Origin of the sequence: Ectopseudomonas toyotomiensis, assembly GCF_900115695.1 — a bacterium.
Lineage (GTDB): Bacteria > Pseudomonadota > Gammaproteobacteria > Pseudomonadales > Pseudomonadaceae > Aquipseudomonas > Aquipseudomonas toyotomiensis.
In genome coordinates, this window is sequence record NZ_FOXK01000002.1 from 608301 (window position 1) to 620835 (window position 12535).

Annotated in this window: 13 protein-coding genes; 4 read left to right on the plus strand and 9 right to left on the minus strand. The window is 64.0% G+C overall.

Translation table 11 applies throughout. The annotated features are described in order from the left end of the window. Positions 1-5 precede the first annotated feature (5 nt). Entirely contained in the window at positions 6-1133 is a 1128-nt protein-coding gene (locus BM186_RS06015) for a GGDEF domain-containing protein (protein ID WP_074913885.1), read from the minus strand. A gap of 232 nt (positions 1134-1365) precedes the next feature. On the opposite strand from BM186_RS06015, the gene BM186_RS06020 reads away from it, so the two are divergent. Then, positions 1366-2301, plus strand: a complete 936-nt coding sequence (locus BM186_RS06020; RefSeq protein WP_072423183.1) for an SdiA-regulated domain-containing protein — start codon at positions 1366-1368, stop codon at positions 2299-2301. A gap of 4 nt (positions 2302-2305) precedes the next feature. Here BM186_RS06020 and BM186_RS06025 read toward each other — a convergent pair whose 3' ends face one another. From BM186_RS06025 to BM186_RS06055, 7 genes are all read right to left on the minus strand, one after another. Then, positions 2306-2755 (minus strand): DMT family transporter, encoded by a 450-nt coding sequence (locus BM186_RS06025; protein ID WP_072423182.1) that lies wholly within the window; start codon positions 2753-2755, stop codon positions 2306-2308. Between the two features lie 38 nt (positions 2756-2793). Next, positions 2794-3279 carry a GNAT family N-acetyltransferase gene (locus BM186_RS06030; RefSeq protein ID WP_074913887.1) on the minus strand — a complete coding sequence of 162 codons (486 nt, stop codon included), beginning with the start codon at positions 3277-3279 and terminating at the stop codon, positions 2794-2796. Positions 3280-3295: 16 nt separating this feature from the next. Next, the gene (locus BM186_RS06035; protein WP_238597256.1) at positions 3296-3853 is read right to left on the minus strand and encodes a DUF4136 domain-containing protein; all 558 of its coding nucleotides are present in this window, start codon (positions 3851-3853) and stop codon (positions 3296-3298) included. Between the two features lie 18 nt (positions 3854-3871). Continuing rightward, a complete protein-coding gene (locus BM186_RS06040; protein WP_074913891.1) occupies positions 3872-4453 on the minus strand; it encodes a DUF4136 domain-containing protein in 582 nt (193 codons plus the stop codon). A gap of 75 nt (positions 4454-4528) precedes the next feature. Next, complete coding sequence (locus tag BM186_RS06045) at positions 4529-5278, minus strand: methyltransferase domain-containing protein (RefSeq protein WP_072423176.1); 750 nt, start codon at positions 5276-5278, stop codon at positions 4529-4531. Continuing rightward, positions 5275-5580: a nucleotide pyrophosphohydrolase gene (locus BM186_RS06050; RefSeq protein ID WP_072423175.1), complete on the minus strand. Its 306-nt coding sequence runs from the start codon at positions 5578-5580 to the stop codon at positions 5275-5277. Before BM186_RS06050 ends, BM186_RS06045 begins: the two co-directional genes overlap by 4 nt. 154 nt (positions 5581-5734) lie before the next feature. After that, positions 5735-6592, minus strand: a complete 858-nt coding sequence (locus BM186_RS06055; protein ID WP_074913893.1) for a MaoC family dehydratase — start codon at positions 6590-6592, stop codon at positions 5735-5737. Between the two features lie 189 nt (positions 6593-6781). Here BM186_RS06055 and BM186_RS06060 point away from each other — a divergent pair, with 189 nt between their 5' ends. After that, positions 6782-7774, plus strand: a complete 993-nt coding sequence (locus BM186_RS06060) for an AraC family transcriptional regulator (RefSeq protein ID WP_074913899.1) — start codon at positions 6782-6784, stop codon at positions 7772-7774. 71 nt (positions 7775-7845) lie between these two features. On the opposite strand, the gene BM186_RS06065 is transcribed toward BM186_RS06060, so the two are convergent. Continuing rightward, on the minus strand, positions 7846-9201 hold the full coding sequence (locus BM186_RS06065) for a 3-oxoacyl-ACP reductase (protein WP_074913900.1): 1356 nt from the start codon (positions 9199-9201) through the stop codon (positions 7846-7848). A 231-nt stretch (positions 9202-9432) separates the two neighbouring features. Between BM186_RS06065 and BM186_RS06070 the strand changes: the two genes are divergently transcribed. Both BM186_RS06070 and BM186_RS06075 read left to right on the plus strand, forming a co-directional pair. After that, complete coding sequence (locus BM186_RS06070) at positions 9433-10710, plus strand: acetyl-CoA C-acetyltransferase (protein ID WP_074913902.1); 1278 nt, start codon at positions 9433-9435, stop codon at positions 10708-10710. A 385-nt stretch (positions 10711-11095) separates the two neighbouring features. Continuing rightward, complete coding sequence (locus tag BM186_RS06075; RefSeq protein ID WP_074913903.1) at positions 11096-12535, plus strand: cytochrome ubiquinol oxidase subunit I; 1440 nt, start codon at positions 11096-11098, stop codon at positions 12533-12535.

Consider the following 12535-nt stretch of genomic DNA (forward strand, 5'->3'; position numbering starts at 1 on the left):
CGTTCTCAGTGATCGGCTGCAACCAGGCGGTTGCGGCCCTCGCGTTTGGCGCGATAGAGCGCACCGTCGACGCGCTTGAAGAAGGCATCGGCGTCGCCGTCATGACTGCTGCTGAAACAGCCGACGCCCAGACTGGTGGTCAGCTCCAGGCGCTGGCCGGCCAGCATCAGGCCTTCTGTTTCCAGTTCCTGGCGAAAGTGCTCGGCCAGATCCCACGCCTGGGCCAGGGTGGTGCCCGGCAGCAGTACGCCGAATTCTTCGCCACCCAGACGCAGCAGGGCGTCGGCATCACGGCGAAACACCTTGCGCATGCGTTCGGCGAAGGCGCTCAGGCATGCATCGCCACCGGCGTGGCCGTGTTCGTCGTTGACCTTCTTGAAGAAGTCGATATCCATGAGCACCAGTGACAGCGGCTCGCCCTGGCGTACCGCATTGGCCACCAGGCTGGGGAACAGGTTGTTGAACTGATAGCGGTTGCCCAGCTGGGTCAGACTGTCGGTGCGGCTGAGCAGATCGAGCTGACTCTGCTGCTCCAGCAGCTTCAGCTCCAGATCGAGGGTGGCGCGGTATTCACGGTGATTTCGCCCCAACACCAGAATCAGATAGCCGAGGTAGAAGGTCAGGGTGATCAGCATCGCATGCTTCTGCTGCCAATTCAGCGCCATCACTGTCAGGCCCGGCAGGTAGAGCAGGGCCAGCGCCAGCAGGGCGCGGCCGCGGCGCATGGCGAAGTTGAAGGTCATTGCCGTGGCGAAGGCTACCGTGGCCAGGGTAGCGATCATTTCCGAGTCATTGTAGGCGTCGCTGTACACCGCCAGCGCATGGGCCTGGCCCCAGCACAACGAAGTCAGGAGGATCAGACCCCAGTGACGATCCAGCCAGCACTGCAACTGTTCAGGGCTGTCGAGGCCATCGGGGCGGTGCAGCAGGCGCGCAGCCAGGAGTACGACGAACACCGTGCAGCCCAGCACGCCGCTGACCATCAGGCTGCCCGGTGCCGCACTGAATACCCAGGTCAGCAGCCAGGCGAGGACGTAGAAGAAACCTCCCAGGCGCGTACGGATGCGAGTGTCATCCACTTCACGCCACAGGGCGAAGGTATTGGGCTGGCGCGGTACTTCGGCGTCGGTCATTTTTGTGATCACAGAATGCTCTCGTGTGAGCATAGCGCTTTTTGATTGCAGCAAGGGTGTCGATTGGCCAGCATCCTGTGCCTTTCGGTTCTCAACACCTTGTTACCTTTGCCGCCCGTTCGCAGCGAACCCACCGCTCTGTAGGCAGTCAGACCCGAGGCTTTGCTGTCTCGAACGACTGCAACAAATCCGCCGCACACTGCCCCATCCACCTTCATGCGAGCGCTACGCGATGATGTCCGCAGCCAAGGGGATGCTTGGAAAGCTTCCTGTTCTGAGTCCATGGAAATGGGCGTTGCTGCTGGGGGCCGTGCTGGCTGCCTACCAGATGAAAGCGATGCACCTGGACGACCGTCTCTATTTCTGGATCACGACGTCCTGGCATCAGGATGACTGGGCTAAACGTAGTCTGTGGCTACCGGAGTATCGGGTCGAGGTCGATGCCAAGCCGGTCGTCGGCGTTTCCGATAATTTCTCTGGTCTTAGCTATGACGACGACCGCCATCAGATCTGGGCCGTGCTCAACAACCCGGAGCAATTGCTGAGGCTGAGCGTCGATGGCGAGGTTTTGGGCCGCTATCCCCTGCATGGCTTTCAAGATGTCGAGGGTGTGACCTACCTCGGTGATGACCTGTTGCTTCTGGCCGAGGAACGCAAGCATGCGTTGGTCGCAGTATCTGTGCCGCACCGTGAGGGTACCTTGCAGCGTGCCGATTATCGCGCACTGACCCTTGGCATCGATCTGAGTGGCAACCAGGGCTTTGAAGGGCTCGGCTACGACCGGGCTGGCGACCGTCTGTTCGTCGTCAAGGAACACTCACCGCGCAAGCTCTATGAGATTCGTGGTCTCAAACGCAGCCTGCAGGGCGAGTTCGGCCTTGAAGTGATCGATCGCCAGGACTGGATAGATCACCGGATATTCGCGAGCGATCTATCGTCTGTACATTTCGATGAGCGCACTGGCCATCTGGTGTTACTGAGCGACGAATCGCGCTTGCTGATTGAACTGGGCAAAGATGGGCAATTGATCAGCTTCCGTTCCCTGCTTCGAGGTTTCGCAGGGTTGCGTGGCAGTGTGCCGCAGGCCGAAGGTGTCACCTTCGATGCACAGGGAAATCTTTACCTGGCCAGCGAACCCAATCTCTTCTACCGGCTGCAACGCCAATGACTTTTCACCCCCGGCGGATCAGCCAGATGCCGGCAACGATCAGCAGCAAGCCCGCCACCTTGCTGAAGGTTATCGGCGCTTCACGAAAGCCTGCCCAGCCGAAATGATCGAGGGTGATGGCCATGGCCAGTTGCCCGGCGATCACCAGCACCATGAACAGCAGCGCGCCCACGCGTGGTCCGGCGAAGGCGGCGGTGGCGATGAAGAATGCGCCTAGCAGGCCGCCGCTCCAGTGCCACCAGGTCAGCTCCTTGAGTGCACCAAGCCCGGGCATCTCGCGCTGGCTCAGGGTCATCAGCAACAACGCCAGGCTACCGACGGCAAAGGAGATCAGCGCCGCGGCGAAGACGCTGGACAGATGGCGGGCGAGTTGGCCGTTGATACCGGCCTGCAATGGCAGTACCGCACCGGCGAGAAAGGGCAGGGCCAGCAGCCAGCCACTGATGTGGTTCATGGGTAACTCCAGCGAGGAAGGGAGGATGGGGCGAGGCGTTACGGCAGGGCTTTTTCCAGTTGCACCAGCGCCACGCGGCTGCCATTCGGGGCTCGGCGTTCGACGATGCCGACGGTCTGGTAGCCGAGGCGGGTGTAGAGCAGCAGGCCGCCAGCGTTGGCGTTGAAGCAGGACACCTTCATCAGTGGCGCCTTGTAGCGCTCGTGGGCGATCTGTTCCATCACTTCCACCAAGTGTTGAGCCACGCCCTGGCTGCGCGCCCAGGGCGCCACCATCAGGTTGCCAAGGGCACAGAACTCGCTGTGTTGCCATTGGTAGAAGTTGGCGAAACCGGCGACTTTCCCATCCAGTTCCACCACGGTGCTTTCGCGCCGTTCAGCGATGGCGGCGGCGAGCTGGCCGACGTTGAGCGGCCAGATGGCCTTGGGGTAGCAGAAGAACAGTTCATCGATGTTCTGCGGGAAGCCGACCACGTCGCCCAGGTCGGTGGCCGTGGCCGGGCGGTGTTGCAGGTGTGCGTTCAAGCCGGGTGGTCCTTGTTCAGCGCGGTGGATATTGCGAGAGCACCTGGGTAACGGTTTCGCGGATCGCTCGTTCGCGTTCGGCCGGCGTCGGTGGTTGGCTGCGCATGACCTGCTCACCGCTGCCGCGCCAGACCAGTTTGCCGTCTTTGGCGTCGTACAGGTCGATCTGCAGGGTCGCGACCTTGTAGTCCACGCGGCGCGTTTCGGTGAAAGCCGGGCCGCCCCAATAGCCACCCCAATAGCCGCCCCAGCCACCGCCGTACTGGGTGGTGATCTGATCCTGGCGCTCGTCGACGATCAGTACGCTCTGGACTTTCAGGTCACCGTTGCCGTCGGCTGCCTGGCGCAGGCCGCGTTGGTCGAGTTGTTCGGCGACGGCCTGGCTGATGCGCGCCTCGGTGATATCGCTCTTCAGGCGCGCATCATTGGGTTGGTAGGCGAGCTTGTCGTCCATCCAGCTCCAGCTGCGGTAGGCGCCGAAGTCGCGGCTGGGGTCGAAGTCGCGCTCCAGGCTGACGCTGGCGCAGCCACTCAGCAGCAGGGCCAGGATCAGGTAGGACAGGTTACGCATGATGCTCTCCGGGGCAGTCGATCAATAGGGGGGATAGCCGTCCAGCGCGCTGCGGATGGCCGCGCGCATGGCGTCGGCCTGCGCCGCCCGGTCCTTGCCGGCCACGGCTTCGCCGCTGCCTGACCAGACCACCTGGCGGTCGCGTGGGTCGATCAGTTCGATGCGCACTACCGCTACTTTCTGTTCGTAGGTGCGCATGATAGGGACACTACCGTAGGCGCCGTAGCGGCGGTCCCAGTGGCTGCCGGTGCCGTAGTAGCCACCGACGTTGTCCTGATATTGGCGCAGGCGGATTTCCTGGCTGATACGGGCGTTGACCAGCACGTCGCCGGGACCATTGAGTGCCGGACGTAGGCCGTACTGGTCGAGGCCGGCGCTGACGCTGTCGGCCAGTTGATCACCGCCTGGCGCACGGCCATCCAGCCAACTCCAGCTGCGGTAGCGGCCGTAGTCGCGCGGTGCCGCTGGATAGGCGCTGCGGTCGAAGGTCGTCGCCGCGCCAGGCGGTGCTGGTGGCATCGGCAGTGATTCGGCCTGGTACGGGTTCTGGCTCTGGCAGGCGGCCAGCAGCGGCAGGATGAATATGGCTATGGCGGTGCGCATGGTTGTCTCCGTAGTCGCGCGCGACATCCCCGATGGCTTCAGGCTACGCCGGACTGCCGGCTTCGTCCAACGCGCTCAGCGTGGTCGGCAGATCCAGTGCAGGTAGCGACCCAGGCCGGCGAAGCTGGGGTGGCGGCGGTGCGCCAGTTCCATTTCCAGCAGGTCGATCAGTTCGGCCTTGGCCTGAAATTGCGGCGGCATGTAATCGTGGAATACGCGTACGCCGCTACGGCTTTCGACCTGCCAGTAGGCCGCGAGTTGCGTGGCCAGTTCGCGTGGGTCGACCGGTCGCTGTGGGGTCAGGCTCTGTTTCTCGCCGGCGAAGTGTTCCTTGCGCAGCTTGCGAAAATGGCCCTTGAGCAGGTTGCGGTAGATCAGCGCGTCCTTGTTGTAGAAGGCCAGCGACAGCCAGCCATCTTTGGCCGTCAGTTGGTGCAGCACCGGCAGGATGGCTGCCGGCTCGGCCAGCCACTCCAGTACGGCGTGGCACAGCACCAGATCGAAGGGCTCTTGCAGTTGGCCGAGCAGTTCCTGCCAGGGCGCCTGGATGAACGTGGCGTTCTGGCCTGCTTCTGCAAAACGCTGGCGCGCACCTTCGAGCATGGGTTCGGCAGGCTCGGCCAGGGTAATCTGGTGACCACGCTGGGCCAGCCACAGGCTCATATGACCCAGGCCGGCACCTACGTCCAATACGCGTAGCGGGCGATCCGGCAGCGCCTCGGCCAAATCGGCCTGCAGCACGGCGAGGCGGATGGCACCCTTGGCGCCGCCGTAGATCTTCTCGGCGAAGCGGGTCGCGAGTTCGTCGAAGTGGCGGTCGCTCATTTGAGGAAGCGCCGTTCGTTGTCGGCGAGCTTGTCGAGCACCGCCTGATTCATGTCGATACCCAGTTCACTGCACAGCTGCAGTAGATAGAGCACCACGTCAGCCACTTCCTGGCCGGCATGGGCGAGCTGTTCGGCAGGCAACTGGCGCGACTGCTCCTCGCTCAGCCACTGGAAGATTTCCACCAGCTCGGCCATCTCTACGCTGGCGGCCATGGCCAGGTTCTTCGGGCTCTGGTAACGGCGCCAGTCGTTGTGATCGCGAATGGCGTGCATGCGGGCGGTGAGTTCGGCAAGGTTCATGGTACGGCTCCGTTCGAGCCGCATAGCTTCGGCCCGAACGGGGCGCGCTGCAAGTTACCGAGTGCTTTTATCCACTTGTAGGATCGGCTTCAGCCGCGATCCATTTCGCGGCTGAAGCGGAATGCCGCCCAGCCGCTCCTACAGGAAGTGGAGATCAGCTTTCCAGCGGCTGCCAGCTACCGGCCATATGCGGCGTGTCGTTCTCGCCGATCAGGCGAAACTGGCCGCTCGGGCCAGGCTCGCTGGCTTGCAGGGCCACGTGGGTGGGCAGCAGCACCGGCTTCTGGAAACGCACCTCGACCATGTAGCCGGCCTGTGGCAGGTGGGCATGCAGGGCCGCCAGGCTGCGCGCCTTGTTCCACAGGCCATGGGCGATGGCGCGCGGGAAGCCGAACAGGCGCGCCGTTGCGGTGTACAGGTGGATCGGGTTGTAGTCGCCGGCCACACGCGCGTAGCGCCGGCCGGTATCGGCGGGTGCGTCCCAGTCAGCCAGTGGTGTCAGTTCCAGCGGCGGCCGTTCGGCGCGCAGTGGCGCCTGCCCTTCGAGACGCAGGGCGCGGCAGAGAATGCGGCTGTCACCTTCCCAAAGCAGGCCGAGCTGATCTTCCAAGCGGGTGATCAGGCTGAAGGTGGCGCCCTTGTCGTGCGGTTGCAGGTCGGTGACCTGCACGCTGATCTGGAACGGCCCCAGCCCACCCAGTGGACGCAGCACACGGATACGATTTTCCAGATGCACCAGGCCCAGCAGCGGGAAGGGAAAGCGGCGGTCGGTGAGCAACTTCATCTGCAGGCCGAACGCGAGCACATGCGGATACACCGGCGGCAGGTACGGGCTGTTTTCGATGGTACACACCTGGCGATAGCGCGCCAGGTGCTGCGGCTCCACCTCAACACGGCAGCGCAGACCGATATTGGGTAACTTTCGGCCAGTCACCTTGCGACGCAGGGCTGCGCGCAGGAACAGGCCAGGCAGGGCAGGTGGTGTATCGAGATCGAGCCAGTCGATGGCCATCGGCGAACTCCTTGGCGAATGAATGACAGCAGCTTAACCCTCAGACCCGCGCTGGCATTGGCTGTTCTGCCCAGCGTGTGGGCAGGCTAGCCAATCCGTCTGCGACGTGGTTTGCGCGCGGCGGCTCGCTGCCCCTAAGATGGCGCCGTTCACGAGTAATGCTCACTAATAAGAAGAACAGCAGGAATCATGCGTGACCTGACCGACGATGTGGCGCTGATGCGCCCGGTAATCGATGCCCTGCGTGCCAGCGGAACCGATCCTGACCGCGTGCTGGTGCGCGTTGGCCTGCCTCCTGGCGGGCTGCCGGCTGGCCGCTTTCCCCATGCGGCCCAGGCCGCGTTCTGGAAGGCTGCCAGCGAAGAGTGTGGCGAGGAGCACGTCGGCCTGTACCTGGCCCAGCACCTGCCCGCCTTCCATGGCCTGCTTCTGGAATACCTGTTTCTCTCCAGCGAAACCTTTGGCGTTGGCTTGCGCCACGCGCTGCGCTACGTGCGCCTGCTCTCCGACACCCTCAGCGCGCGTCTTGACGTGGACGGCGATATGGCCGTGCTGACGTTGGGCGTGGAGGCCGACACGCCGCGTCATTTCCCGGAGATGTTGGCAGGGGCGGTGATCCGCCTGTTCGCGGCCTTGACCGAAAACGATTTCCGCCCACGTGAAGTGCGTTTCATGCATGCCGAGGGCGCATCCGCTGAGCGCTATCAGGCGGTTTATGGCTGCCCGGTGCGCCTCGGCGCCGAAGACTGCGCGCTAGTGTTCGACGCTGCAGTTCTGGACAAGGCTTCGCGCCACGCCGCCCCGGAATTGCTGCGCATGCACGAGTCGCTGGCGCGGCGGCAATTGGCGGAAGTGGAGAGGCTGGACCTGGTGCGCCAGGTGCGAGAGTTGATCGCCGAGTTATTGGTCAATGGTGGCGCCACCCTGGAACAGGTAGCAGCGCGCTTGAACATGCCGGCGCGACGCTTGCGCGAGCGCCTGGCCATGGCTGGGGTGCGCTTCAACGACCTGATCACCGACTACCGCTGTCGCCTGGCCAAGGAGCTACTGCTCAAGACCGACGAGCGCATCGAAGTGATCGTCGAGCGCACTGGCTTCTCCGAGCCGAGCACGTTCTACCGCGCGTTCAAGCGCTGGGTCGGGGAAACGCCGGTGGAGTTTCGCAAACGCGGCAAGATGTGAAGTCGTAGGGTGCGCCCAGGCAGTAGGGTGGGCCGGGCGGCGATCCGCTTCAGCCCACCAGCGCAGCGGTCTCAGGCGCCCAGCAGGCTCTGCCCACACACGCGTAGCACCTGCGCGGTCACCGCGCCCGAGCCCGGTTGGGCGAACCAGGCCACGGCTTCGGCGACATCCTGCGGCAGGCCACCCTGACTCATCGAGTTCATCCGTCGCCCGGCTTCGCGAATGCCCAGCGGAATGGCGGCGGTCATCTGGGTTTCGATGAAACCGGGGGCCACCGCGTTGATGCTGATGCCTTTCTTTGCCAGGGCCGGCGCCCAGGCCTGAGCCAGGCCGATGACGCCGGCCTTGCTCACCGCGTAGTTGGTCTGGCCCATGTTGCCGGCGATGCCGCTGATCGATGCGATCAGCACCACGCGACCATTGTCGTGCAGCTTGTCGGCGTCCAGCAGCGCCTGGGTCAGCACCTGCGGCGCCATGAGGTTGACGTCGATCACAGAGCTCCAGAACGCATCGCTCATCTTCGCCAGGGTCTTGTCGCGGGTGATGCCGGCGTTGTGCACAACGATATCCAGGCCCTCGGGTAGCGCCTCGACCAGGCGCTGTGGCGCATCCTCGGCGCAGATGTCCAGGGTCACCGCCTGCCCACCCAGGCGCGCGGCCAACGCCTGCAGCGCATCGGCCGCCTGTGGTACGTCGAGCAGCACCACCTCGGCGCCGTCACGGGCCAGCACTTCGGCGATGGCAGCACCGATGCCGCGCGAGGCGCCGGTGACCAGGGCCTTCTTGCCGGCCAGCGGGCGCGTCCAGTCCTTGACCTGTTCGCCGCAGGCGCCCAGGCGCAGCACCTGGCCGGAGACATAGGCGCTCTTGGGCGAAAGGAAGAAGCGCAGCGCGCCTTCCAGTTGTTGCTCGCCACCCTTGCCGACATAGAGCAACTGCACGCTGCCGCCGCGACGGATTTCCTTGCCCAGCGAGCGGGTGAAACCTTCCAGTGAACGCTGCACGCTGGCGGCGATCGGGTCTTTGATCGACTCGGGCGCACGCCCCAGTACCACCACGCGAGGGCTATTGGCCAACCCCTTGAAGGTGGGCTGGAAGAAATCGCGCAGCTCGATCAGCTGTTCGAAACGGGTCAGGTGGCTGGCGTCGAATACCAGCGCCTTGAGTTTGGGGCCGTGCTCGGCGGTCCAGCGGGGCAGGTCGAGCTGGCCGTCGCGAGCTGAGAACAATTGATCGGTGAGCTTGTTGGCGAAGGGCATCACGGCCTGGAGCAGTTCGCCTTCACCACCGAGCAGCAGGGCGCCGTCCACAGGTCGTACGCGGCCGGCCATCCAGCGTTCCAGGCGCACAGGCGCCGGTAGGCCGAGGGCGCCAACCAGGCGGCGGCCGGTGGCGGAGTTGGCGAAAGCGAGGTAACGATCGGACATGAAGGGCTCCTGCGGGCGAATCGAAAGTCGTGTCACTGTACGCGGCAGTTGGCAAAGCGCAATTGACTCTGTCGCCTCACATGCCGGCAAGGCGGCCAATGTTCGCAACTGTCTGAGGTTTAGCCTGTGCGGCCAGAAGGCTACAGTGTCACTCTCATGTTTCTGGGAACCGGCTGACGGGCAATAGTTCGCCACAGGTTTCTTCGATTTCTCGACCAGCAAGGAGTCCTCATGACCCAGTTGCGCCGGGTCGCCATCGTAGGCGGCAACCGTATCCCGTTCGCCCGTTCCAACACCGTCTACGCCAGGGCGAGCAATCAGGAGATGCTGACCAGCGCCCTCGAAGGGCTGGTGGAACGTTTCAATCTGCATGGCGAACGCCTCGGCGAGGTGGTGGCCGGTGCCGTACTCAAGCACTCGCGGGACTTCAACCTGACCCGCGAGTGCGTGCTGGGCTCGCGCCTGGCGCCGGAAACCCCGGCCTACGATCTGCAGCAGGCCTGCGGCACTGGGCTGGAGGCGGCGATCCTAGTGGCCAACAAGATCGCCCTCGGGCAGATCGACTGTGGCATCGCCGGCGGTGTTGACACCACGTCCGACGCGCCCATCGGCGTTAACGAAGGGCTGCGTCAGATTCTCCTTGAGGCCAATCGCGGCAAGAGCACTGGCGACAAGATAAAGAGCCTGCTGAAGATTCGCCCGCGCCACCTGGCGCCGCACATTCCGCGCAACGGCGAGCCGCGTACCGGGTTGTCGATGGGCGAGCACTGCGAGCTGATGGCGCAGCGCTGGGCCATCCCGCGTGACGAGCAGGATCAGCTGGCACTGGCCAGTCACCAGAAGCTCGCGGCGTCCTACACCGAGGGTTGGCACGATGACCTGATGACGCCGTTTCTCGGCCTGACCCGCGACCAGAATCTGCGCCCGGACATCAGCGCCGAGAAGCTCGCCACCCTCAAGCCCTGCTTCGAGCGCGGACCGCGTGGCACGCTGACCCCGGCCAACTCCACGCCGCTGACAGATGGCGCCTCGCTGGTGCTGCTGGCCAGCGAGGAATGGGCCAAGGCCCGCGGCTTGCCAGTGCTGGCTTACCTGCGCGATGGCGAGGCAGCGGCAGTGGATTTCGTCCAGGGCAAGGAGGGCCTGCTCATGGCCCCGGTGTACGCGGTGCCGCGCCTGCTGGCGCGCAATGGCCTGACCCTGCAGGACTTCGACTACTACGAGATCCACGAGGCCTTCGCCGCACAGGTGCTGTGCACGCTCAAGGCCTGGGAAGACGCCGAGTACTGCAAGGAGCGCCTGGGCCTGGATGCGCCGCTGGGGTCCATCGACCGCAGCAAGATGAACGTCAAGGGCAGTTCGCTGGCTGCCGGCCACCCATTCGCAGCCACTGGCGGACGCATCGTCGCCAGTCTGGCCAAGCTGCTGTCGGTGGCTGGAGAGGGGCGCGGTCTGATCTCCATCTGCGCGGCAGGCGGTCAGGGTGTGACCGCAATCCTCGAGCGGTAATCCAATACGGGTGGTCGTAAGTCATCGCGATCACTCGATGTAAGCAACTCCGTGATTCGGGCGGCCCGCGTAGCGCGTGGCCGCCCTTTTTTTGCATGCCGCTTGGCTGTGGGAGGGGCTTTAGCCGCGATGACCGCCAGCAATGAATGGTCGCTGCGGTGGCCTGTCGCGCGGCAAATCACCACAGCGCCAGTTAGGCCTTTAGCGGCTAGTCTTTTAGTGCGCATTGATCCAGGTCAATACGCCTTTTCGCGCTTTACCCAGCAGCTTCTCGGCTGCACACCACTTCCATAAGAACAATTTCAGCTCGTTTGACTCCAACACCAGGAGTCTATGGATCGGCTTTGCGTGCTGGGGCCGAAATAACCCTGAATGAGGATGTGACATGTTCGGCCTAGAGGCGCTTGATCTCGCCCGAATCCAGTTTGCCTTCACCATTTCCTTCCACATCGTCTTTCCGGCCATCACCATCGGTCTGGCCAGCTACCTGGCGGTGCTCGAAGGGCTGTGGTTGAAGACCAGCAATACGCTGTACCGCGATCTTTACCACTTCTGGTCGAAGATCTTTGCGGTCAACTTCGGCATGGGCGTGGTCTCCGGTCTGGTCATGGCCTATCAGTTCGGCACCAACTGGAGTGCGTTCTCCGACTTTGCCGGGGCGGTCACCGGGCCACTGCTGACTTACGAGGTGCTCACCGCGTTCTTCCTCGAAGCGGGCTTCCTCGGCGTCATGCTGTTCGGCTGGAATCGCGTCGGGCCGGGCCTGCACTTCTTCTCCACGGTGATGGTGGCCATAGGTACGCTGATCTCGACCTTCTGGATTCTCGCCTCCAACAGTTGGATGCACACGCCACAGGGCTACGAGATCATCGATGGCCGGGTGATTCCGGTGGACTGGTTCGCCGTGGTCTTCAACCCCTCGTTCCCCTATCGCCTGGCGCATATGGCTACGGCGGCGTTCCTCGCCACCGCCTTCTTCGTTGGCGCCTCGGCGGCCTGGCACCTGCTGCGCGGGCGTGACAACCCGGCAATCCGCAAGATGCTCTCGATGGCACTGTGGATGGCCCTGCTGGTGGCGCCGGTGCAGGCCTTTATCGGTGACCTGCACGGCCTCAACACGCTCAAGTATCAACCAGCGAAGATCGCCGCCATCGAGGGCCACTGGGAGAACGTCGGCGACGAGCCGACCCCGCTGATCCTCTTCGGCTGGCCGGACATGCAGCGCGAGGAAACCCGCTTCAAGGTGGAGATCCCCGCGCTCGGCAGCCTGATTCTCACGCACAGCCTGGACAAGCAGGTGCCGGCGCTCAAGGACTTCCCGCCGGAAGACCGGGCCAATTCCACCATTGTCTTCTGGACCTTCCGCGTCATGGTCGCCATGGGCCTGATGATGATCCTCACCGGCCTGTGGGGCACCTGGTTGCGTCGCGGCGAGCGGTTGTACACCTGCCGGCCGTTCCTGCACCTGGCAGTGTGGATGGGCCCCAGCGGCATCGTCGCCATCCTAGCGGGTTGGTACACCACCGAGATCGGCCGCCAGCCGTGGATCGTCCATGGCCTGATGCGTACCGCCGATGCTTCATCAGGGCATAGTGCGGCGCAGCTGGGCTTCACTCTGGCGCTGTTCGTGGTGGTTTATTTCGTGCTGTTCGGTGCGGGTATCGGCTACATGCTGCGCCTGGTGCGCAAGGGGCCGAAGATCGACGGGGGCAAGGAAACCTCAGAGGGTGGGCCTGGCAAGCCTCGTACACCAGCGCGTCCGCTGTCGGCTGCCGAAGAAGGCCTGGAAGATGGCGAAACCGACACCTTGCCGGAGAGGAGCTGA